18 protein-coding genes are annotated in these 23,353 nt (G+C 49.0%); 16 read left to right on the top strand and 2 right to left on the bottom strand.

Features of this window, described 5'->3' with window-relative positions:
• Positions 1–170: 170 nt before the first annotated feature.
• Positions 171–542, top strand: a complete 372-nt coding sequence (locus JRJ22_RS06455) for a MerR family transcriptional regulator (protein ID WP_206103730.1) — start codon at positions 171–173, stop codon at positions 540–542.
• A 5-nt stretch (positions 543–547) separates the two neighbouring features.
• Positions 548–1,378: an NAD(P)-dependent oxidoreductase gene (locus JRJ22_RS06460; RefSeq protein WP_206103731.1), complete on the top strand. Its 831-nt coding sequence runs from the start codon at positions 548–550 to the stop codon at positions 1,376–1,378.
• A gap of 332 nt (positions 1,379–1,710) precedes the next feature.
• On the opposite strand, the gene JRJ22_RS06465 is transcribed toward JRJ22_RS06460, so the two are convergent.
• Positions 1,711–3,732, bottom strand: coding sequence for an ATP-dependent DNA helicase (locus tag JRJ22_RS06465; protein WP_206103732.1), 2,022 nt, complete (start codon positions 3,730–3,732; stop codon positions 1,711–1,713).
• Between the two features lie 259 nt (positions 3,733–3,991).
• On the opposite strand from JRJ22_RS06465, the gene JRJ22_RS06470 reads away from it, so the two are divergent.
• The 3 genes from JRJ22_RS06470 to JRJ22_RS06480 all read left to right on the top strand — a co-directional run bounded on the left by JRJ22_RS06470 (position 3,992) and on the right by JRJ22_RS06480 (position 7,002).
• Positions 3,992–4,891: an alpha/beta hydrolase gene (locus JRJ22_RS06470; RefSeq protein WP_206103733.1), complete on the top strand. Its 900-nt coding sequence runs from the start codon at positions 3,992–3,994 to the stop codon at positions 4,889–4,891.
• 11 nt (positions 4,892–4,902) lie between these two features.
• Entirely contained in the window at positions 4,903–5,322 is a 420-nt protein-coding gene (locus JRJ22_RS06475; RefSeq protein WP_206103734.1) for a DUF3237 family protein, read from the top strand.
• A 252-nt stretch (positions 5,323–5,574) separates the two neighbouring features.
• Positions 5,575–7,002 carry a family 43 glycosylhydrolase gene (locus JRJ22_RS06480; RefSeq protein WP_206103735.1) on the top strand — a complete coding sequence of 476 codons (1,428 nt, stop codon included), beginning with the start codon at positions 5,575–5,577 and terminating at the stop codon, positions 7,000–7,002.
• Between the two features lie 33 nt (positions 7,003–7,035).
• Here JRJ22_RS06480 and JRJ22_RS06485 read toward each other — a convergent pair whose 3' ends face one another.
• Positions 7,036–7,905, bottom strand: coding sequence for an AraC family transcriptional regulator (locus JRJ22_RS06485; RefSeq protein ID WP_206103736.1), 870 nt, complete (start codon positions 7,903–7,905; stop codon positions 7,036–7,038).
• Between the two features lie 130 nt (positions 7,906–8,035).
• Here JRJ22_RS06485 and JRJ22_RS06490 point away from each other — a divergent pair, with 130 nt between their 5' ends.
• The 11 genes from JRJ22_RS06490 (at position 8,036) to JRJ22_RS06540 (ending at position 23,325) form a co-directional block, all read left to right on the top strand.
• Entirely contained in the window at positions 8,036–8,887 is an 852-nt protein-coding gene (locus JRJ22_RS06490; RefSeq protein WP_206103737.1) for an amidohydrolase family protein, read from the top strand.
• A gap of 5 nt (positions 8,888–8,892) precedes the next feature.
• Positions 8,893–9,852 (top strand): aldo/keto reductase, encoded by a 960-nt coding sequence (locus tag JRJ22_RS06495; protein ID WP_206103738.1) that lies wholly within the window; start codon positions 8,893–8,895, stop codon positions 9,850–9,852.
• Positions 9,852–10,871 (top strand): zinc-binding alcohol dehydrogenase family protein, encoded by a 1,020-nt coding sequence (locus JRJ22_RS06500; protein ID WP_206103739.1) that lies wholly within the window; start codon positions 9,852–9,854, stop codon positions 10,869–10,871. Before JRJ22_RS06495 ends, JRJ22_RS06500 begins: the two co-directional genes overlap by 1 nt.
• 55 nt (positions 10,872–10,926) lie before the next feature.
• On the top strand, positions 10,927–13,173 hold the full coding sequence (locus tag JRJ22_RS06505; RefSeq protein ID WP_206103740.1) for a glycoside hydrolase family 95 protein: 2,247 nt from the start codon (positions 10,927–10,929) through the stop codon (positions 13,171–13,173).
• Between the two features lie 319 nt (positions 13,174–13,492).
• The gene (locus JRJ22_RS06510; RefSeq protein WP_206103741.1) at positions 13,493–15,196 is read left to right on the top strand and encodes a type 2 periplasmic-binding domain-containing protein; all 1,704 of its coding nucleotides are present in this window, start codon (positions 13,493–13,495) and stop codon (positions 15,194–15,196) included.
• Positions 15,197–15,294: 98 nt separating this feature from the next.
• Positions 15,295–16,281, top strand: coding sequence for an ABC transporter permease (locus tag JRJ22_RS06515; RefSeq protein WP_232381048.1), 987 nt, complete (start codon positions 15,295–15,297; stop codon positions 16,279–16,281).
• Between the two features lie 14 nt (positions 16,282–16,295).
• Positions 16,296–17,207, top strand: coding sequence for a carbohydrate ABC transporter permease (locus JRJ22_RS06520; protein WP_206103742.1), 912 nt, complete (start codon positions 16,296–16,298; stop codon positions 17,205–17,207).
• A gap of 131 nt (positions 17,208–17,338) precedes the next feature.
• Complete coding sequence (locus JRJ22_RS06525; RefSeq protein WP_206103743.1) at positions 17,339–18,865, top strand: response regulator transcription factor; 1,527 nt, start codon at positions 17,339–17,341, stop codon at positions 18,863–18,865.
• A 21-nt stretch (positions 18,866–18,886) separates the two neighbouring features.
• Entirely contained in the window at positions 18,887–20,695 is a 1,809-nt protein-coding gene (locus JRJ22_RS06530; RefSeq protein WP_206103744.1) for a sensor histidine kinase, read from the top strand.
• Positions 20,688–22,208 (top strand): response regulator, encoded by a 1,521-nt coding sequence (locus tag JRJ22_RS06535; RefSeq protein WP_206103745.1) that lies wholly within the window; start codon positions 20,688–20,690, stop codon positions 22,206–22,208. Before JRJ22_RS06530 ends, JRJ22_RS06535 begins: the two co-directional genes overlap by 8 nt.
• Before the next feature lie 97 nt (positions 22,209–22,305).
• The gene (locus JRJ22_RS06540; RefSeq protein WP_206105004.1) at positions 22,306–23,325 is read left to right on the top strand and encodes an endo-1,4-beta-xylanase; all 1,020 of its coding nucleotides are present in this window, start codon (positions 22,306–22,308) and stop codon (positions 23,323–23,325) included.
• Positions 23,326–23,353 lie beyond the last annotated feature (28 nt).

Raw genomic sequence — 23,353 nt, forward strand, 5'->3', positions numbered from 1 at the left:
TTAATAACAAGGTGGGGGCTGTTTGACGTTCCAAAGCACATCAACCACTTCCAAGAAGCTGTTGCCTTAAACTTAAGTTTAAGGTGTACTATGAATTTAAGATTCTCGCTAATTGGTGGGAGTCATGTAAAATCGGAATATATTATCTTACCGGAAATGGAGGTCTCAAGGTGAGTTTATCCATTAAAGAGGCTTCGGAAAGGCTGGGGATTCCTCCTCATACCATCCGATTTTATGAAAGGAAAGGGTTGCTGCCATTTCTTCAACGCGACCCTTACGGAAATCGAATTTTTGAAGAGAGGGACCTGGAATGGATCAACCTGATGATATGGTTTCGCGCGACCGGCATGACCGTTGCCGGATTGGAACAATTCGTCGAGTTGGCCGTCCAGGGCGATTCGACCATTCCGCAAAGACAGGACTTGCTGGAAAAGCACAAGCAGAAGCTTCAAGAAAGGCAATGGGAGCTCGATAGAGCGTTTGAAGCGGTCAATCTAAAACTGGCCAAATATGCGGAAATTCAAAACGAAAAAAGGAAGTGAAGGCTGTGACAACACCTATTGGATTTATTGGATTGGGGAATATGGGGCAAGCTATGGCTTTTAATCTGATCAAAGCCGGTTACACGCTTAGAGTATACAATCGAACAGCAGGCAAAGCTGAGCCTCTGGTCGCGCTAGGGGCCGAATTCGTCTCCAGGCCGAGCGAAGCCGCTACAAAGGGAAATATCGTCATTACTATGGTGACCGACGATTCCGCGCTCGAAGATATTGTGCGGAGCGAAGGATTTATGGAACGGCTTGGACGTGGAGGCCTCCATCTCTCGATGAGTACCGTTTCGCCCGCCACCTCTCGGCAGCTCGCCGATTTTCATGACGAATATGGGAGTCATTATGTTGAAGCGCCGGTTTTTGGTCCTCCCGAAGCGGCTACCTCGCGAAAATTATGGTTCTGCATCGCGGGATCGAAGGAGGCGAAGAAACGAGCCTTGCCGCTTCTGGATGCGATGGGACAAGGGATTTTTGATTTCGGTGAAAGGATCGGCTCAGCCTTAATTGTCAAGATTTGTGGCAACTTCATTAGCTTTACGGCCATGGAAGCCATGATGGAGGCGTGCAGAATGGCGCAAAAAAACGGAATCAATCCTTCGGAAATGATGGAAATGCTCTCTCGGACGATGTTTACCGCTCCGGTGTATCAAAATTTTGGCAAGTTAATTGCGCTTAATGCCGAGCAAATTACGTTGCAAGGTCTCCCGAACAGCTGGATTGCCGCCAAAGACATTGGGTTATTCAAGGAGAGAGCAGTAATGGCGGAGACGGAGACGCCGCTCGCAAATTTATTAAACGACCTGATAAGCGAATCTCCTTCTCCTTAACAGTCGCATGAACAACGCAGGAAGTTAATCTTCCTACAATACGTAAGGAGTGAATTTATGCGGGTCTGGAAATGGGGATATGAGCCGGATAAATATGAAACCATAACTTTTTCAAGGATGAGCGAAGTGTTCGATCGGTACCTTGATCCTTACTTTAACGGTCTTCCGATAGTGATTAGCTCCGTTCAGGAAAGTTCAAGGCCCGATCGGGCACGATGCCGGCGGGCCTTTGCAGGATAATAGCCCCGCAACAAGGAAAGTTAGAGCAGATGCTGAAGTTTTAGTGTACGGACGATAGCCTGCCGCAGAGCCCCGGCAGGCTTGTCCCATTTTCAAACGTTATGCTTGATCCCCTTCTCCTGGACAAACTGCTCCAGAACCGTGAAATCCTCAGTAATCCTCTTAAACGGTAAAGTTTCCAGTACCTTGTCCCGGTAATCCTTACGGGCTGCGATGCAGAGACGGGAATCAAGGATGCTGAGTACACCCAGATCGGTTTCACTGCGGATCAGGCGTCCGGTGCCTTGCCTTAACCGAAGTAGCATATCCGGTACAAACACTTCCTGCAAAGGATTCTCCGCCAAAGCTGCCTTATATTCATAGATAGGATCAGCTGGAACAGGGAAGGGCAGACGGAAAATAATAACCTGCGACAGGTCGGAGCCTTCGATATTCACGCCTTCCCAGAAGACACCGGTACTAAGGAGGACACCTTTACTGCCCCGGAATTCAGCGATTACCCCGTCCTGGGAAGACCCCTCTTTTTGTGCATGAAGTGCCCATGTGAACTTATCCGTACCCGAAAGCAGCTTCTTATAAATGTACTTCATATCCTCTTTAGCTGAAAAAAGGACCAGTGTTCTACCTTGTGTCAGATTACAGAGCCTAACCATTTCTTTATAGGCTGCTTCCAGATAGATTTCTCGTTTATCATGGCGGTAGAAGGGGATATTCCCCGAGATATACATCATAGCATGGCTGTTGTAATCAAAGGGTGAAGGCTGGCGGTCCATATAATCACCCGAAAACCCAAGGGATTGCGTCAAATAAGCATATTGCTCCTCCAGCGTTTCTCCGCCTTGACACATCGTTGCTGACGTTAAGATAACGGATGTCTTGCTGTTGAATAACGTATATTTTAAAAACTGGCTTATATCTTTGGGACAGATGCTGACCGTAGCTTCACGCAGGGGTTTGCTTGCCCATAGGAGATAGTTATCCTCTGCTCCGGCCAGGACATTAAAGAGGTCTATAAGTCCGTTCATGGCTTCAAAAACATCATCGATCTCCCGCTCGTTCCGGGAAGTTAGAACCGAGAGGCTAAGCGTAAGATCCTTCAAATCATGTGCGACCCGGGTTAACGGTATACCTGTAATCGGAGACACTTTTATACGGTCAGTATCCTGTTTGGCTGCGTGGAGTAAATCCGCTTCGATCTGTTTAAAAACCTGTTCAACGCATCTTTTTAGAAATTTGGATTGTGAAAAAAGGCTTTTATCCCCGGACTGCTTAAAAAGAATCTGCAAAGCGTCGTACAGAATCCGGCAGGTTCTGCGGAAGGTAAACTCGGCTGTTCCTGCATCCCTAACCTTTGCCTCCAGATTATGAGCCTCATCAATCACGATCAGAGCCGGCCGTTCCGTAATGATGCCCCGTGTACCTTCCTTTTTCTTAATCAAATCCCGGATGAGCAGATCCTGATTTACGATAATGAAATCAATATCGCCGATCTTAGCATTAATTTTAGCTCTCATATCATAGAACAAACATCCATTTTTATGCTGGCAACGTTCAAATTTACAATCATTCACGCATACGTTAGCCCATTCAGCATCACTGATCCCGCCCTTGATATCCGCTCTTTCATCAATCTCATAATTCAAAATACGCTGGGCAAGGGCAGACAGGGGGGAGCTTGCATCATCAGGCTTGAACAAGCCCGCTGCCCTGTGCCGGCAGGCATATTGGCCCATTCCTTTTCCGACGACGGAGCGAACCGTTGTGAATCCGAGCCGGCTTCCGATCACTCTCAGGTCTTTATGGATTTGCTCTGACAGCTGAATGGAGGATGTTGCAATAATGACCGGCTGCCGTGACACTTGATTAATAAGCAGGCTTGGGATGAGGTATCCAAAGGACTTGCCGATCCCCACTCCGGCTTCAATCATGGCGTTACGGCCATTTATATAGGCATCAGCTATGTCCAGAGACATATCCTGCTGTCCGATACGTTCTCTAAGACCCAGCCTCGGAAACCGATCATAAATCCGGAAGATGGCATCAACCAAAGAGGGCTCGATGTCCTTGGTTGGTTCCCGCTTCTGTAATTTATAGAGATCACTTAACCAGCTCATATCGATCGCCTCTCTTTCAAAATCAATAATCTTCCCATAAAGGTTTGGTAACGTGAAATGGTAACTATCTTCGATCCTTAGATAACAGTAAACTTCTGGCAAGAATATTAATTTATATCTAAAAGATGAATTTGGCAAGGCCCGCCTTTCTTGTTGGCAGGGTTGCTTGATTTTCATATATAAATAGGATGCATAGTTATGATACATTGTTGTGGAGGAATTTAGTAAGGATACTTTTATATCCAAGGAGTGGTTAACAGTGGATCAGAAAGCAGCGGATATTGCAGCCAACGAAACACCCGAAGGTACTCAGATTCTGTATGGGGATTTTGCGGAAGGAGGCTCCTATTATTCTTGTACATACCGCCCTGATGTAGTTTACGCAACCTACGGGGGGGTGGAAAGAAAACTGCAAATTATTATACCAAGCCGCAGCGGATATACATTTCCTCTGGTCGTCTTTATCCAAGGTTCTGCATGGAGGAAACAGGATGTATATTCCGGCCTTCCTAACCTCTCCCATATTGCAGCAAAAGGGTACGTGGTAGCCAGCGTTGAAATCCGGGACACCGACATCGCACCCTTCCCGGCAGCAGTTGAAGATGTGAAATGTGCGATCCGTTATATGCGCAAGAATGCAGAGGAGTATGGAATTGATGTGAACCGCGTAGCGGTATGGGGAGATTCCTCCGGCGGACACCTTTCATTGATGACGGGGCTTACCATGGGCGAGTACGATAACGGTCTGTACAGTGAACAGTCGGACGAGGTTAACGCAGTCATCGATTATTACGGGGTTTCGGACCTGCTGACCTTAGGGAAGTATAATAATATTCTTGACCACGATGCAGCCGACTCTCCGGAAGGCTTGTTTATTGGCGGGGCAGTACAGGAACATACAGAACTGGCGAAGAAGGCGAGCCCTATTCATCAGGATTTGGATAAAGCGCTTCCGCCGTGTTTGATCGTGCATGGAGACAGTGACCACGTGGTACATATTAACCAGAGTATAGAGATGTATAAGGCTTTGAAAGCGCATGGACATAACGTTTTATTTTATAAGGTGGCAGGCGCGGATCACGGACCAGGCTTCTGGAGTCCACAGGTGCTTGACATTACAGCAAAATTTTTATCTGCCCACTTAAACCGGCCGCGCTGAGGAGGGATTATATGCAATTGGAAGAAGTGTTCACTGTTCATGTGACAATCGGACAAACTGCAGAACTGCATCGAGAGGATGGAGATTCGGTTGTTATGATTTCATTTACCGGCAATGTGACAGGAAAATACTTTCAGGGAGAGGTACTGGCGGGAGGAGTAGATACACAAATCATCGGCAAGAATGGTGACCGGCATAGCTTATCGGCAAGGTATATGCTTCAAGGGAAAGATTTTACAGGAGAAGAATGTCAAATCTATATCGAAAACAATGGCGATGCAGGTAAGAAATGGAACGATGCTTTGTTTCGTACACATCCTAAAATGATTACGAATAGCAGGGCATTATCTTTTTTGAACGATGATGTATATGTTGCAGAAGGATTACCAACCGAATTGGGAGTCGATATCAAAATATATAGATGGGTATAGGATAATTTTGATAAGCCGAAGCGGTGAGAAGCATTTCATCGGCTGGTGAGGAATCTGGAGGGTGATAGACGCTCTTCAGGTTCCTTTTTTATTACTGATAATAATTTGCTTTGCGCTGCAAATCATTATCTGAACAACGCAAATAATCTATGAATAGATCAATGTTACGTGGCTATATGTCATGGACTTCGCTAAAGTCACGTCACTATACTGTAAGGGACTAAATTAATTTATGACAAGGATGAAATTGCGATGATAAAACAACAAGGATTAAATCCGTATCTCCCGTCCTGGGAATATACCCCCGACGGTGAGCCGCATGTTTTTGAAGGCAGAGTGTATGTGTATGGCTCGCACGACCGTTTTAACGGACATGCTTTTTGCTTGAATGACTATGTCTGCTGGTCAGCCCCGGAGGAGAATCTGGCGGACTGGCGTTATGAGGGTGTGATCTATAAGACTACAGACGATCCGCTTAATCCAGGAGGAAACATGTGTCTGTATGCTCCCGATGTTACCGTCGGACCAGACGGGCGGTACTATCTCTACTATGTTCTTGACAAGGTTCCAGTTGTTTCGGTGGCGGTCTGCGATACACCGGGCGGCAAGTATGAGTTCTACGGCTACGTACGATATGCGGATGGAACACGCCTTGGGGAAAGAGAGGGCGACGAGCCGCAATTTGACCCGGGTGTGCTGACCGAAGGAGAGAACACCTACCTGTACACCGGATTCTGTGGCTACGGCGACTCATCCAGACACGGCGCCATGGCAACGGTGCTTGGCCCGGATATGCTGACGATCGTCGAAGAGCCTGTGTTTGTTGCGCCGAGCCAGCCTTACAGCAAGGGGAGCGGATTCGAAGGTTATGAGTTCTTTGAAGCGCCATCCATCCGCAAAAAGGGAGATACCTACTACCTTATTTATTCCTCAATCTCCATGCATGAGTTGTGTTATGCGACCAGCAAGCATCCGACCAGAGACTTCATTTACCAGGGAGTCATTGTCAGCAATTGCGATCTTCATATTGATTCATATAAGCCGGCGAATCAGCCGATGTATTACGGCGGCAATAATCATGGCAGTATCGCCCAAATCAACGGGGAATGGTACATTTTTTATCATCGCCACACCAATGGAACGGCATTCTGCCGGCAGGGCTGTATCGAGAGGATTGAATTCCGCGGGGATGGCACTATTCCGCAGGTGGAGATTACATCCAGCGGTCCGAACGGAGGACCGCTTGAAGGCCGGGGAGAATATCCGGCATATCTGGCCTGCCATTTGTTCTGCAAAGATCAGGAAATCTACACCGGAGGCTTTGGCCGTATGGGAGCATGGATGGACAGCCGGTTTCCGAAGATTACTCAGGACGGCAGGGATGGCGACGAGGAAATCGGCTATATTGCCAATATGACGGATTCCGCTACCGCTGGGTTTAAATATTTTGCTTGCGAGGGAATCCGAAAAGTCAAAATTAAGGTGCGCGGATATTGCCACGGCACCTTTGAAGTAAAAACGTCATGGGACGGACCGGCTCTCGGACGGATACCGGTAGGTTTTTCGAATGTCTGGGAGGAATACTCCACAGATTTGGCTATTCCGGACGGTGTACAAGCACTGTATTTTACATATACCGGCCATGGAGGTGCCAGTCTGGCTTCTTTTACTTTGGAATAAACCGAGTGGAAATCTAAAATAACAATCAATGCCTCAGGACGGCCGGTTGCTCTTCCGGTAGGCGGCAGGAGTCATGTCCGTATATTTTTTAAATGTACGGTAAAAATGGGGCATGCTCTCAAAGCCGCAGGACATGGCAATTTGCTCAATTTTGTCATTGGACTGGAGCAAGCGATCCTTGGCCGCAAAAATCCGTTTGGTGGAAATATATTCGCCCGCATTCATACCCAGCCGCTGTTTGAAGACGCGGCTGAAATGGGCTGAAGATACGGCTGCCCGTTTCGCCAGCGCGTGAAGCTCCAGCTGCCCGTCCAGATGGTCATTGATATAGGCGAGTGCTTCACGGAACCAATCCGGGACCAAGGTGCTTGTGGCGCCCGGCTCGGCTGCCTGCGGCAAGCAGTACCGGTTTAAGTGAAGCAGTGCGAGATGGAGCAGCAGCGCCATGGCGTGGCCCCCGTCCGGGCGTCTCTGCTCCCATTCTTCATGGATGGCCAGGATATCGCTTTCTATGATTTGGGCGTGTTCAGGAGGCAGGGTATATTTGTATTGCTTGTTCTTCTTGGCTGTATCAAATAGCCTAAGATAGGTATAGGCCTCGCTGAATGTGTTGTTATTAACAAGGTAGGGGCTGAAAAAAACGGCAGAGGACGTTACCGGCTCTTCTTTGTCGGGAAATCCCCGGTGCACCGTATTGCCGGGAATGACGATGATGTCACCCTGGCACATCTCGTAGAACGTCTGATCAATAAAAAAAGTCCCTTTTCCCCTGTAGACGTAAACGAACTCATACCAGTGATGCAGATGGTCCGGCAGCTCATGCTGCGGGCTTTTTGTTTCCTTGTAGTGCAGAAGCAGAGAAAACGGCAACTCGTTGCCGAAAGTCTTTCGGATCGGTTTCATTGCCCCGCCTCCTTTGTTGAACTCTAGACTCTTACAGCCATCATATCAAAATAAGGTATAAATTTGTTTGTTTAAGCTATTTTTATTCTTTGATCCGATGCTTACAATAAGATGGAATGGAGGTGGGGTAATGCGTATTGACGCTCATCAGCATTACTGGAAGATTGACAGAAATGATTACGGATGGATTACACCCGAAATACCGGTGCTGTATCGGGATTATCTGCCCTCCGATCTTGAACCGCACTTGCAAAAACACGGAATCAGCCACACGATTGTGGTACAGGCTGCGCCAACGGTGGAGGAGACGGAATATATTCTTGAATTAAGCAAACATGCTGACTCTATAGCTGGCGTGATCGGGTGGCTGGACCTTGAGAGCCCGTTATTCAAAACGCAATACCGGCAGCTCTGCGAGCACCCGAAATTCACCGGCATTCGCGTGATGATACAGGAGATGGACAATCCCGGCATTCTTTTATCTACCCCCTATATAGAAGCGCTTTCATATTTAGCGGAGGAGGATCTTCCCGTCGACCTGCTTGTTCTGGCGGATCAGCTTCCGCAGCTTATAGAGCTGCTGGAACGGGTTCCAGGACTGAGAGGGGTCATCGATCATCTCGCGAAGCCGCCGATTGCATCAGACAGACTGGAGCCGTGGCGAACTCAGATGGCGGAGATTGCGCAGCATCCTGGCATTTACTGCAAGCTTTCCGGGATGGTGACAGAGGCTCATCCACAAGGCTGGACCCATGAGGATTTTACGGTCTATGTACATGAAATGCTGGACCTGTTTGGACCCGAAAGGCTGCTCTTCGGCAGCGATTGGCCCGTATGCCTTCAAGCCGCAACCTATGATGAAGTCATGGATATATTGCGGATAGCGTTGCAGGACCGGTTATCCCCGCAAGAGATGGAGCCAATCTTCGGAGCGAATGCGGCGAGATTTTACAAGTTAAATTCACAGTATATTGGAGGTTAGGCGCGATGAAGTACAGAAAGCTGGGGAATACGGGTCTGGATGTCTCTGTGTTAAGTTTCGGTGCGTCTTCACTTGGAAGCGTATTCCGGGAGGTTCCGAAGGAAGAGGGAATCCGCACGGTTCATACCGCTATCGACATGGGGATTAATCTCATTGACGTTTCTCCATATTACGGGTTGATGAAAGCGGAGACAGTACTTGGTGAGGCGCTGCAGACGGTTCCGAGGGACCGCTACATTATAAGCACGAAGGCCGGACGTTACGGTCAGGATGATTTTGATTTCTCCAAGAAACGGGTAATCCGCAGCGCGGAGGAAAGTATGCGCCGGCTGGGAACGGACTATCTGGATATTTTGCAGCTGCATGACATTGAATTCGGTTCGATGGAGCAGGTGATGGAAGAAGGGATTCCGGCCCTGGAGGAATTGAAGCAGTCCGGGAAGATCCGTTTCTTTGGTGTGACCGGCCTGCCCCTGAATGTCTTCGAAACGGTGTTGTCCCGAACCGCTCTGGATGTGATTCTGTCGTATTGCCATTATTCGCTGAACGATACCACGCTGCTTCGCCTCCTTCCGCTGCTGGAGCGGAAGGGAACCGGACTGATCAACGCGTCGCCCATTTCCATGGGCCTGCTGAGCAGCCGCCAGGTACCTGACTGGCATCCGGCGGGCGGGGACATCCAGGCTGCGTGCCAGCGTGCCGCCGAATACTGCCGGGATAAGGGAGAGGATATTACGAAGCTGGCGGTCCAGTTCTCCACTGCCAATGAGCAGATTCCGACAACCTTGGTAAGCACGGCGACACCGGCAAATATCCGCAACAATATATTGTGGACGGAAGAGCCGATGGATGAACAATTGCTGAAGGAAGTATTGGAGATCCTGAAGCCGATCGACGGCGCAACATGGCCGAGCGGCCGGCCGGAGTGGGACAAAGAGCGGGATCAGATCGGAGAGCGTCTATAATGAAGGGAATTATCTGCGAGGAAATCGGGAAATTCGTATACAGGGAAGATCTGCCGGAGCCGGAACTCCATGCGGGCGAAGCGATTGTAAGGATTCGCCGGATCGGTATTTGCGGTACCGATCTGCATGCTTACCGGGGCAACCAGCCTTATTTCACCTACCCGCGCGTGCTTGGACACGAGCTGTCCGGAACGATTGAGCACATTGGTGATAATCCGGGGGGCCTGCGGGCCGGCGAGCAGGTCAGTGTCATTCCATATCTTCATTGCGGCAAGTGCCGGGCCTGCCTGAGCGGCAAAACCAACTGCTGTCAGAATATGAGGGTGTTCGGCGTTCATTTGGACGGCGGAATGAGGGAACGAGTGGCCTTGCCTATACAAAATCTATTGAAAACGGAAGGGCTGTCGCTTGATCAGGCGGCCATGCTGGAGCCGCTGGCCATCGGCGCACACGCCGTCCGCCGCTCGGGTCTTGGCGCCGGGGACCAAGTCCTGGTTATCGGTGCCGGACCGATCGGTCTAGGAGTGATGGCAATGGCCAGATCTGCCGGAGCGAAGGTGATAGGCATGGATGTAAACGACGAACGTTTGGACTTTTGCAGGGAATGGGCGCAGGCAAAGCATACGGTGAACGCACTACGCGAGCCTAAGGAACAGTTGTCCAAGCTTACGGACGGCAGCTTCCTGCCCTATGTTATCGATTCCACCGGCAATCTTTCATCCATGGAAAGTGCCTTTGGTTTTGTCGGCCATGGGGGAACCTTGACCTATGTTGGCTTGGTGAAAGGCATGATTACCTTCAATGATCCCGATTTTCATGCACGTGAAATGACGGTACAGGGCAGCAGAAATGCCACCCGGGAAGACTTTGAGCGAGTCCTTGATGCCATCAAAGACGGTTACATCGATGTCGGCAGTTACATTACCAACCGCAGCAGATTTGCGGACATGATCAGCCGGTTCGAGAGCTGGCTCCAGCCAGAATCTAAGGTAATTAAGGCGCTGGTGGAGCTGGACTAATTACAATACCGTTATCGGTAAATTCATAAATGCTGATGGAAGGAGCGAAGCAATCATGATAAGCACGGAACGCCCTCAGCGGTTGTGGTACAGCGGGCCGGCGGGGGAATGGAATGAGGCATTGCCGATTGGAAACGGTCGGCTCGGTGCTATGATTTTTGGCGGTACAGCCGAGGAGAAGCTGCAGCTCAATGAGGATTCCGTATGGTACGGCGGTCCCCGCGACCGCAACAACGAGGACGCGCTGCCTCATTTGCACGAAATCCGCAAGCTGATTCTGGAGGGAAGGCTGAAGGAGGCAGAGGAACTGGCTGGAATGTCGATGGCGGGTCTTCCCGAAGCGCAGCGCCATTATATGCCGCTGGGGGAACTGCTGCTGTCCTTTGGCGGTCACGGACAGCCTGCCGAAGAGTATAGAAGAGAGCTTGATCTGGAGAACGGTGTATCCCGGATCAGTTATAGGATCGGTGAGGTTCAGTATATCCGGGAGATGTTTGCCAGCTATCCGGATCAGGCCATTTCCATCCGAATTTCGACCGACCATAAGGACGGGATTTCCTTAAAAGCAAGGTTTAACCGCCACAACTGGAGATATCTGGAGAGAATAGAAAAGTGGCAAAACAGCGGGCTGGCGGTGAGCGGTGAGTGCGGCGGCAAGGGAGGCAGCTCATTTGCTGCTGTCTTGAAGGCAGTAACGGAAGACGGCATTTGCCGGACCATAGGCGAGTATTTGCTGGTGGATGGCGCAAGCTCAGTTACGCTGCTGCTTGCCGCAGGAACCTCTTTCCGTCACCCCGATCCGGAGCTTTATGCCAAGAGACAGCTGGAAGAGCTGAGCCGGGTTCCCTATCAAGAGCTGCTGTCCCGGCATATCTCGGATTACCGTAAATTGTACGGGCGGGTTGAGCTGACACTGCCGGAGAACCCGCACCAGTGTGCGTTGCCGACCGACGAACGGCTGGAACGGTTTCGCAAGGGGGAGGAGGACAACGGGCTGATAGCGACCTATTTCCAGTATGGCCGCTATTTACTTATCGCCTCCAGCCGCCAAGGCTCCTTACCCGCCAATCTGCAGGGGATCTGGAACGACAGCTTCACCCCGGCCTGGGACAGCAAATTTACGATTAATATCAATGCGCAAATGAATTATTGGCCTGCGGAGACCTGCAACCTCGCTGAATGTCATGAGCCGCTGTTTGATCTGATCGAGCGGATGCGGCTGCCGGGGAGGGTCACAGCCAGGGTCATGTACGGCTGCGGTGGTTTCACTGCGCATCATAATACGGATATCTGGGCAGACACGGCTCCGCAGGATACCTACCTGCCGGCTTCCTTTTGGCCGCTTGGCGCCGCGTGGCTGTGCCTGCACCTTTGGGAGCACTACCGGTTCAGCCAGGATCGTTATTTTCTGGCACAGGCGTATGAGACGATGAAGGAGGCCGCTCAGTTCCTGCTTGATTATTTGATCGAAGACGCCGACGGACGGCTGATTACCTGTCCGTCCGTTTCCCCTGAGAACACCTATAAGCTGCCCAGCGGCGAATCGGGAGTGCTCTGCGCCGGGGCATCGATGGATTTTCAGATTATAGACGCCCTGTTCGGGGCCTGCATCCGCAGTGCCGAAATCATTGGCAGGGATGAGGCGTTCCGCGAAGAACTCTCCGCCGCCCTGAGGCGTCTTCCTAAACCGCAAATCGGAAAATACGGCCAGATTCAGGAGTGGATGGAGGATTATGAAGAAGTGGAGCCCGGGCACCGGCACATCTCGCACTTATTTGCGCTGTACCCCGGCGACGCCTTCACCGTGGAGCGTACACCGGAGCTGGCTGAAGCGGCGCGGACGACACTGGAACGCAGGCTAGCCAACGGCGGCGGCCACACCGGCTGGAGCCGGGCCTGGATCATAAACTTCTGGGCCAGATTGAAGGATGAGGACAAAGCCTACGCAAACGTCCGCGCTCTTCTGGAGCATTCGACATTGCCTAACCTGTTTGATAACCACCCTCCATTCCAGATTGACGGTAATTTTGGAGGAGCGGCGGGGATTGCCGAAATGCTGCTGCAAAGCCATACCGAGAGAATTGAGCTGCTGCCCGCTTTGCCGCAAAGCTGGAGCGAGGGAAGCGTCAAGGGTCTGCGGGCTAGGGGGGGATATATCCTCGACTTTGCCTGGGAAGAGGGCGTTGTTACGAGAGCAGTTGTGACATGCACCGTTTCCGGTCCTTGCCGGCTGGAGGGTCCTGGTCTTGATTCCGTTTCGTTCACCGGAGAAGCCGGAAGCACTTATACATTCATCCGTTAAGAAAATAGGAAGATGCCTGTTCTGTCTGTATAATAGAACTGGGCTGGCTGGGGTTGGCGTATTACGCCAGCCCTATTCTGTTCAGCACGAGCTTTACCAAAGGAAAAACGTTTACTATAATCCGGTATGTACATGCCGTGTACGTTAACAATTCTAAGGAGTATATAAGCAGCAAGCGTTTTCATATTTCATATTTTTAGGGGGTAAGAACTATAGTTTATGAATTGGAAGCGTATTCTTGGAAGGTATAATTAATGATATCACCAGGTGATTGACAGCAAACAAAAAGCAATTAGCCAAAAAGGGGAGGCATAACAAAATGCACAAAACGGCAAAACGTTCAACCCGGGCAATAGCAGCTGGTACATTCGCGCTTGCACTGGCACTGACAGGCTGCAGCTCGAACAACACAAACAACGCAAACGGCAACACAGCGAATGGGGGAGACGCTAGTCCGGCGGCAAATGCAGGAAACGCTAGTCCGGCGGCAAATGGAGACGATAATGCTCCTGTAACATTCTCGGTATTTTTGGCCAGTCCTGGGCAGACGCCTACGGAGGACAACAAGATTCTCAAACTGATTAAAGAAAAAACCGGCGTCAGCTTTAAAACGGAGCTTCTGGTGGGCGACCTGCAGCAGAAGCTGGGGGTTATGATTGCCGGAGGAGATTACCCGGACCTTATGTCGGGCGATGACAAATTACTCAATGCCAAGGCGTACATTCCCCTTGAAGATTTGATTGAGAAGTACGCTCCCAACCTGAAAAAACATTATGCCGCGGTCTGGAATCAGATCAAGGATGAGACCGACGGACATATCTACGTTCTGCCAAGCTATGGGGTTTATCAAGGAAAGATTACCGAACCAACTTATCAGGGACCAGGCTTCTGGCTTCAAAAGGCAGTGCTTGAGGAAATGGGATATCCGACTCCTAAGACTCTGGATGAATATTTCGATATCATCGCTAAATATAAAGAAAAGCACCCGGATATGATCGGATTTGAATCGCTCAACTTCGACTGGCGTGTATTCCCGCTTCAGAACGCTCCTGAGCATTTGGCGGGCCATCCGAATGACGGTGGCGTTATTGTAGACAACAACAAAGCGCAGATTTTTGCCGATAAGGACATTTCTAAGACCTATTATAAGAAGCTTAATGAAATTAACGCTCAAGGTTTGATGGATAAAGAAGCTTTCGTACAGAACTACGACCAGTACCTGGCCAAAATCGCAAGCGGTAAAGTCATCGGTATGTTTGACCAGCACTGGAACTTCCAGGATGGGGAAACCTCTTTGATTTCCCAGGGTAAAATTGAAAATACCTATATCGGCTTCCCTCTGCTCTATCCGGGCGCTGAGGAATGGTATCGTGACCGCGGAGCGGTCGGCACCAACCGCGGATTAGGGATATCGATCAATGCCAAGGACCCTGTCCGGATTATCAAATTCCTGGATCAGATGATTACAGAAGATTGGCAGAAAACTCTCCAATGGGGCGTCAAAGGCGAAGACTATGAAGTGAAGGAAGACGGCATGTTCTACCGGACGCCGGAACAACGGGCAAATGCGGATCAAACAAGCTGGCAGTTGGCTAACAAAATCACGACTATGTTTGGTTATATGCCGAAAATTCAAGGTACCTACAGCGACGGGAATGCAGCTGATGCCGGAACTCAGCCGCAGGAATTCTTCGACAGTCTGAAACCTTATGATCAGAAAATCCTGAAAGCGTATAACAAGAAAACATGGTCCGAATTCTTCAAGGAACCGAAAGAAAATTATATCTACTTCCCTGCTTACTCCATCGTTCTTAAGGACGGTTCGGCAGCCAAGCTTGCGCAGTCCAAGCTGAATGACCTTCAAGTCAAATATTTGCCGAAGGCCATTATGGCAAGTCCCGATGAATTTGAAGGGGTCTGGCAAGATTATGTCGACCGCATTCATAAGCTGGACATCAAGGCTTATGAAGACCGGATAAATGAAGGTATCCAGCAGCGCATCGAAAAGTGGAGTGTGAAGTAGTCGGTTTCAAGACAAAGAATAGAGCGGGAAATCGTATTTCCCGCTCTTCATTAATCCGGATAGTATGGAGAGAATGATTTTACAGGAGGGGAACACTAATGTCTGATGCCGTACTGGACAAACAGGTCAAAACTCAGAAGACCAGAAAACGCAAAGTCGATCCGGAAATCGGTGTGAGTCTTAGCTGGAAAACGCTGAAAATGCAGAAGCAGCTTGTTTTCATGTCCGTACCGATTGCCATTTATTTAATTATCTTTAACTATGCTCCCATTTGGGGCTGGTTAATGGCCTTTCAGAACTACCGCCCGGCGCTCTCTTTCGGCAAGCAAGAGTGGGTAGGCTTGCAGCAGTTCAAATTTCTATTTTCAGATGAGACCTTTATGATGGTGCTGCGCAACACGATCGCCATGAGCTTTATTAACCTTGTGCTTGGCACTGTTACGGCAATCGGTCTGGCTTTGCTGCTAAATGAGATCAGAGCTAAGTTTTTCAAGCGTATCGTTCAGTCTATTTCGTATTTGCCGCACTTCTTGTCCTGGGTTATCGCAGCGGGCATCGTTGCTACTTCACTGTCGATTGATGACGGAATTGTCAATATCGTCTTAATGAAGCTTCACTTAATTAAAGAACCGATTATGTGGCTCAGTGAAGGAAAATATTTCTGGGGCATTATCGGGGCTTCGAACGTGTGGAAAGAGGTGGGCTGGGGTACCATCATTTATCTGGCAGCCATTACCTCGATCGATCCTTCTCTGTATGAGGCAGCGTCCATTGACGGCGCTAAACGTTTTCAGAAGATGCGCTATGTCACTCTTCCGGGGATCAAATCCACATTTGTTATTTTGCTCATTATGAACATCGGACATATTCTGGATGCCGGCTTTGAACTCCAATATTTGCTTGGTAACGGTCTTACTGTGGACTGGTCGCAAACCATTGATATCTTTGTAGTGAAATATGGTATCTCTATGGGGAATTATTCTCTGGCTACGGCTGCAGGGATCTTCAAAACCATCGTCAGTGTCATTCTCGTATTCATCGCAAATTATATCGCAAAACGCCTCGGCGAAGAGCGATTAGTATAGAGGAGGAAGCCCATATGAAAGCTGTGACGAAAAGTTCAGGCCGCATTGAGCCGATTGTATTTCATACGATCAACACCATATTTATGCTCTTTGTGGTTGCCATCACGCTCTATCCATTCCTCCACACGCTGGCTGTTTCTTTCAATGACGGCAGTGACACTCTTGCCGGTGGAATATATTTCTGGCCCCGTGCCTGGACCATGGAGAACTACAGAGCCGTCTTTATTACAGGGACGATTTACCATGCCGCTTTTATCTCTGTGTCCCGTACGGTGCTCTCGACGGTATTCGGCGTTTTTCTGACTACGATGCTGGCGTATACACTGGCGCAGCCACAATACATTCTCCGTAAAAAAATTGGCATGCTGTTCATCCTGACCATGTATTTCAATGCCGGACTGATTCCAAATTATTTCCTTATTAAACAGTTAGGCCTGCTTCATAGCTTTATGGTCTATATCCTTCCAAGCTTGGTCAGCGCCTTCAACCTGATTATCATCCGTACGTATATCCGTTCCCTCCCGGCCGGCCTCATAGAGTCGGCAAAAATCGACGGTGCGGGAGAATTCAGAATTTTCTGGAAAATCATCTTTCCACTGTGTACACCTGTACTGGCAACCGTAGCTTTATTCATCGCCGTAGGCGCATGGAACTCCTGGTTTGACACGTTCCTGTATGCGTCTTCAGATATCAATCTGAGCACACTGCAATATGAAATGATGAAGCTGCTCGGTTCCACCATGAGCACGAACAACGATCCTTCTGCGCTGGCAGGCAATCAGCACAATCAGATGCAGGCCCTGGTGACACCGGCTTCCATCCGTGCAGCCATCACTATCGTTACCGCAGTACCGATTTTGTTCGTATACCCTTTTTTACAGAAGTACTTCGTGGTAGGATTAAACTTGGGTAGTGTTAAAGAATAACTGAATTAATAATATCTAAATGATTGTATGTTAATGAGAACCGTTTCGGCAGTGACCGAAGCGGTTTCTCCTGTTCCACAAGGTATAGCTTTCAGAAATCAGAGAATTTAGACATAAAGAGGGTGATGCCAATGCTTAAGGTACTTTTTGCCGACGATGAGCCGCTGATGCTTGAAGGGCTTCGATTCTTAGTGGACTGGGAGGAATTGGACTTTGAAGTGTGCGGCGAGGCTCTGGATGGCGAAGATGCGCTGCAGCTTATCCATAGCACAAGGCCTGATTTGGTCATAACTGATGTACGTATGCCTGTGATCGATGGCCTTGAACTCATTAAGAAATTTGCAGAAAGTGATTTCCAGCCGAAGTTCATCATCTTTAGCGGTTATGCTGACTTCGAGTATGCGAAGGAAGCGCTTAGATACGGTGTGTCCAATTATTTGACCAAACCCTTAGATGAAAGAGAATTGACAGAGGCTCTGCAGACTGTAGCTGAACAAATACGCGCTGAGCGCAAGCTTGCTTCACGGCGCGAAGCGGTTTCCGCCTTCATACAGGCGGAAACGGTATCCCGTCTCCTCATGCGGGAGAATACTGCAGAAGAAGTGGAAGAGGCACTTAAAACGCTGAGTATACATCCGGGCTCCCGGATATGCTGTGTATTGGCTCAGGGAGATTCGCTCGACAGCTCACATTTGCGAAGACAAGTGTATTCGCTGAGTGTCGAGGAAATGTTTATCAATATAACCGCGTATCCTTTTATGGCCGGAACCCGTAAGTATGGCTATTTGCTGGTCTTCCCGGCGGAAGGCCCGGAGCTAGACCGGAGGATGCTGGCAAGCTGGATTAATGAAATGCGGACTCAGTTTAGCAGACAGGTTCTTTTCTCGGTAAGTCTTGAGCATCAAGGTACCGCATTTCTGAATACTGCGTATAATGAAGCCCTGGCAGCTGAGCTATGCCGGCCGGATGTGAACACCCCCGAAATTAGTTTCTTCCAGAAGCAGGACAAGGATCAAATGGCGCTGCTTCCGGCAGGGATGAAGAAATCGCTGCTCCAATCGGTTACCGAAGGGCAGCTTGAACCATTAAGCTCCCAACTCAGCGATGTATTTAAAATTTTCTCTGCGGATAGTACTTCATGTGCATGGATCGATGCTTTCCTGAGCAACATCAAAGCTGAACTGCTCCGTGAAATCGAGGTCAGAGGAGGAGATTCGGCAATATGGGCGGATAAATGGTTTCCACCCCGTGTAACCGCTTGCTGCCTGCCGCTGCTTGAGCGGCAGACGATGGAGGATTTGCACGAAGTTGCCGAATGGTTCGCCTCAGCAGACAATAATCAGGAGGACACGCTTGTTACAACGGCGATTGACTATGTGCGGGCGCACTATCAGGAGAAGCTGAAGCTGCAGGATATTGCCAAGCATTTACACGTGAATTCTGCCTATCTGGGACAACGGATCAAGAAACGTTATGGCATCTCTTTTAACGATTTTCTTCATGAATACCGGATAGAAAAAGCCAAGAAACTGCTGCGCCGGACGGATATGTGCATTTCTGATATTTCGGAGCGTGTGGGCTATTCGGATGCCGATTTATTCGCGGCCAAGTTCAAAGCGCTAAATGGCGTCTCGCCTTCGGTGTACAAGAAGGGCTGATTCAAGGGGGAGGAGAGCAGCATGAAGGGCAAAAGGAAACCATCAGCCATCGTCAATGATATTCCGCTCAAATACAAATTTCTGTTTATCTATTTGCTATGTGTTCTTGTCCCTATACTCAGCATTAACGGCCTCTTTTATGTTCAGATCAGCCGTAATGTAGATACCCGCGAAAGAGAGAATCTTGAGATTTCAGTTGACCGGGTGGTCTATGATCTGATGCAGATCGTGAATGAATGTGTGGCGATCAGCAATACGGTTGCCGCAGACCGTGCTTATAATGAAATCATGGATGTAGCCTACCCGGATAATGAGGCATATTATGATGCCTATAGCGATGTTCTGAGGGACAAAATGTGGCAATATAGCAATCTGCATTCCTATATTTATTGGATGGGTGTGTATACTACGAATCCGACCTTCCAGAACGGTGGCAGTTACTTTATGCTGTCAGACAACGACAAGAAGAGTGAATGGTACCGCAAAATATCCAGTGGCTCGGACAAAGTGCTGTTAACCTCTTATCAGGGAACCAACCCGCTCAATCCGCCCCAGCAAGAAGTGTTTGTCAGCCTTATCCGCAAATTGGATAACTTTACTGGACAGCCCTACCATAAATATCTGCGAATCGATCTGCGGTTGAACAATGTGCAGGGGCTGTTCCAGAAGGAACGCGACTATTTGCAGTTCAAGCTTCTGGATGAGCAGAATCGTGTCGTGCTGGAATCGGATCATTCCTTCTACTCAACGGATAAAAATGCGCTGTTGAAAGTAGATACGGACGACAGCCAGCCGTCCAAGCAGATTGTCCGAACCTTGGGCAGTGCAGGATATACTGAGGGCTGGAGGCTGATCGGAATCCCGGAAGGCAGAAAAAGCAATGGTGAGATGAGCCATGCGCTGCGGATTTCGTTAATTTTTGCTGTATTGACGATAATTATTCCCACACTATTAATGATAGTTATTTTACAATCCTATAATCTGAGGGTAAGGCTGCTCTACAAACATATGAAGCTGGTCAAATACGAACAGTTTGAGAATATTGATATGTATGAGGGGAAAGACGAGATCGGTGGTTTGATCCGCAGCTTCAATCTGATGACGGAGAAAATCCGCAATTTGATCAATGATGTATATAAGCTGGAAATCCAGAAAAAGGATCTTGAGCTTGAGCAGGTGAGGGCCGAATTGAACTATCTGGAAAGTCAGGTGGACCCGCATTTCCTCTTCAATACGTTGAACGCCATATTGGTCATATGCAAAAAATACAAGTATGAAGAGGTCACCGATGTTATCCGGAATTTGGCTCTTATTCTGCGCAGGCTGTTAAGCTGGAAGGACGATCTGATTACCGTCGAAGAAGAAATATCTTTTATAGAAATGTATTTGCAGATTGAAAAATTCCGCTTTCAGAGCCGGTTCACTTATGACATTGATATCGACCCTGCGGTGCTGAATTGGCGGATTCCCAAAATGAGCATTCAGGCGCTGGTGGAGAATTCCTGTAAGCATGGTCTGCAGTCAGTCAAAGGAGCAAGGAAGATTCACGTGTCTGCATCCAGGAACGATTCAGGCCTAATCATTACTGTGACAGATAACGGGAAGGGAATTGAGAAGGAAAAGCTGAAATGGATCGAGTCCCACCTGCAATCAGAGCAAGACACCGGCCAAAATATCGGGCTCCGAAATGTCTATAAACGCCTGATGTTGTATTATGACAGCAGAGCCGGGTTCAGCATTCAGAGCACCGAGTATGAACAGACGGCGATTACTATTCAAATTCCTATAGACCTGGCATTAGTCCCAAAAGTGGAGGAATCCCATGTATAAGGTAGTTTTAGCTGACGATGAAACGATTGCATTAGAGGGATTAAGAATGTTGACCGACTGGGAGGAACTGGGCTTTGAAATCTGCGGAGCATGCGAGAATGGGGAAGAAGCATTGATCGCCATTGATGAATGCTCGCCAGATCTTGTGATTACAGATATCCGCATGCCCGGCATCGATGGATTGGAGCTAATCAAGCGCGTACGCCAGCTGGACATGGAGCAGCCCCTATTCATCGTTCTCAGCGGTTACGGCGAGTTTGAATACGCACGGACAGCCATCCGTTATGGTGTGAGACACTACTTGCTGAAGCCTGTCATTGAAGCGGAGTGGGAAAAGGCGCTTGCTGATATTACGGACGAGCTGGAAAAACGTGTCAAGCACAAGATGCAGCAGGACATGCTGGCGAACCGGCTTCTTCCCGTTGCGATCGCCCGAATGGTTGAAGGGCAGTGGGCCGAGCCGGAAGAAGAGATTGCTGAGCAGATGGATCGTCTGGACGAGGCGGCTTCAGGATGGACTTATATACATGTGGATGGCCCCAAATGCCTTATCACGGACATCTGCCGGAAGCTCTCTGGGGCGGTGGGCGCCTTGTTCATTGATTTGCCGGGTGATCAGGCGGGGCTTGTCGTGGAGAGTTCAGCATCTGCGGCGGAGCTGGCAAGACTTGTATATGCCGAGCTGTCACAGAACAGCAGCGTGAAGGGATCTGTGAGCATCGGGCCTAGCGTGCAATCTCTACGGGAGCTGACCGTATCCTATATGGTGGCAGTAGGGGGTGCCGCCCGCCATCTTTTTTATTCGGAAGCAAGCGGACCTATTGATACTACCATGGATTCACGGAACCAGCTTAGCTATAATCTTCCCTCCGCAGATCTGACTGAGGAGCTGATGGGCGCAGTGGAACGATTACAGGAGCAGAAAGTCTGGTACCAATTGAAGGAAATGTTCAGAATGTTTGAAGTGAACAGAACTGCGCCTGAGGTTGTTCAGATGACCAGCATCGATATCATGCTGAAAAGTATGGAGCTGGTGAAGGAGTTCGGGGGAAAGGCTGAGCAGTGGAGTGATTCTTTTGAGTTTTTCAAAACCGAGCCCAAGTCGCTCACAGTGCTGGAAGACATCCTTGGAGATTTGCTGAATTCATGTATGGAATATATCAGGCAGCATAAGGAACGCGGATCCGAGCATCCGCTTGTACAGGTGGAATGTTTCTTGAAGGAGAATTATTCCAAGCCTTTAACCGTGAAAGAAATTGCGGAGCACTTTTATATCAATCCGGTATACCTGGGCCAGGCCTTTATTAAAAAGAACAGTATCAGCATACTTGAATATATTCATAATTTGCGCATTGAACAAGCCAAGAAGCGGTTGATTGAAACGGGCGAGACCGTCAGGAAGATTGCAGAGAATGTGGGTTATGTTCATTACCATCATTTTTTAAGAGAGTTTGAAAAGCGGACTGCACTGAAACCGGTCGCTTATCGCAACCAGGCTGGAGCCGAAAAATGACGGGTATCCTTCTTTAGTATAGTAATGGTAAACGCATACAAAAGAGATATCATAGACTTAACTGTCTCTCTACATTCAGATTAGGAGGTTATCGATGATGGCACAGCCAAACAGCGGGTTACCCGCTTTGCATGAAATGTTCCGGGACGCCTTCAAGATTGGCGCTGCGGTCAGCATGGATGTATTATCTGGGCAAGCTTCTTTCATTGCCAAGCATTTCAATAGCATTACTGCCGAGAATGTAATGAAGCCGGAGGAAGTCCAACCGCAGGAAGGAATTTATACCTTTGATGCAGCCGACCGTATTTTTGAGTTTGCGGAGGACAATCACATCGCAGTAAGGGGCCATACCCTGCTATGGCACAATCAGACAGGAGACTGGATGTTCCGCAATTCAGAAGGGGGTCCGTGCACCAGAGAACAGCTGCTCGGCCGCCTGCGAACCCATATCAACACTGTTGTAGGCCGGTACCGCGGGAAGGCTTATGCCTGGGATGTGGTGAATGAAGCCGTTGAGGATAAATCCGGCCAATACCTGAGGGATACGAAATGGCTGGAAATTCTCGGGGAGGACTATCTCCGTGAGGCTTTTGAAATGGCCCATCAAGCCGACCCGGACGCCCTGCTGTTCTATAACGACTATAATGAGACCGATCCGGTTAAACGGGACAAAATCTACAAGCTGGTCCGCAATTTGCTCAATCAAAATACACCTATTCACGGGATAGGCATGCAGGCACACTGGAATATCTATGGCCCGACAATTGGTGAAATCCGCAGTGCGCTTGAGCTATATGCCTCTCTTGGCCTTAGAATCCACATTACCGAGCTCGATCTTTCCATGTTCCGGTTCGAAGATGAGCGGGCGGATTTGAAAGCGCCAACAGTTGAGATGCTTAAGCTTCAGGAAGAACGTTATGCAGAGATTTTTGCTGTTCTGCTGGAATACAGAAAGGTCATTGACTCTGTTACATTCTGGGGTGTAGCTGATGACTATACATGGCTGGATGATTTTCCAGTCCGGGGGCGTAAAAACTGGCCGTTTCTGTTCGACGTAAACCACCAGCCCAAAGCTTCGTTTGGACGGATTGCCGATCTGGCTGCTTCTAAAGGATAACAATTGATGAGGTCCGGGAAATTCAAAA

This window comes from Paenibacillus tianjinensis, assembly GCF_017086365.1.
GTDB classification, from domain to species: Bacteria; Bacillota; Bacilli; order Paenibacillales; family Paenibacillaceae; genus Paenibacillus_AQ; species Paenibacillus_AQ tianjinensis.

Coding starts and splice junctions, on each gene's coding strand:
- JRJ22_RS06465 (WP_206103732.1), bottom strand. CDS start 3,732: ATGAGCTGGTTAAGTGATCTCTATAAATTACAGAAGCGGGAACCAACC.
- JRJ22_RS06475 (WP_206103734.1), top strand. CDS start 4,903: ATGCAATTGGAAGAAGTGTTCACTGTTCATGTGACAATCGGACAAACT.
- JRJ22_RS06480 (WP_206103735.1), top strand. CDS start 5,575: ATGATAAAACAACAAGGATTAAATCCGTATCTCCCGTCCTGGGAATAT.
- JRJ22_RS06485 (WP_206103736.1), bottom strand. CDS start 7,905: ATGAAACCGATCCGAAAGACTTTCGGCAACGAGTTGCCGTTTTCTCTG.
- JRJ22_RS06490 (WP_206103737.1), top strand. CDS start 8,036: ATGCGTATTGACGCTCATCAGCATTACTGGAAGATTGACAGAAATGAT.
- JRJ22_RS06495 (WP_206103738.1), top strand. CDS start 8,893: ATGAAGTACAGAAAGCTGGGGAATACGGGTCTGGATGTCTCTGTGTTA.
- JRJ22_RS06500 (WP_206103739.1), top strand. CDS start 9,852: ATGAAGGGAATTATCTGCGAGGAAATCGGGAAATTCGTATACAGGGAA.
- JRJ22_RS06505 (WP_206103740.1), top strand. CDS start 10,927: ATGATAAGCACGGAACGCCCTCAGCGGTTGTGGTACAGCGGGCCGGCG.
- JRJ22_RS06510 (WP_206103741.1), top strand. CDS start 13,493: ATGCACAAAACGGCAAAACGTTCAACCCGGGCAATAGCAGCTGGTACA.
- JRJ22_RS06515 (WP_232381048.1), top strand. CDS start 15,295: ATGTCTGATGCCGTACTGGACAAACAGGTCAAAACTCAGAAGACCAGA.
- JRJ22_RS06520 (WP_206103742.1), top strand. CDS start 16,296: ATGAAAGCTGTGACGAAAAGTTCAGGCCGCATTGAGCCGATTGTATTT.
- JRJ22_RS06525 (WP_206103743.1), top strand. CDS start 17,339: ATGCTTAAGGTACTTTTTGCCGACGATGAGCCGCTGATGCTTGAAGGG.
- JRJ22_RS06530 (WP_206103744.1), top strand. CDS start 18,887: ATGAAGGGCAAAAGGAAACCATCAGCCATCGTCAATGATATTCCGCTC.
- JRJ22_RS06535 (WP_206103745.1), top strand. CDS start 20,688: ATGTATAAGGTAGTTTTAGCTGACGATGAAACGATTGCATTAGAGGGA.
- JRJ22_RS06540 (WP_206105004.1), top strand. CDS start 22,306: ATGGCACAGCCAAACAGCGGGTTACCCGCTTTGCATGAAATGTTCCGG.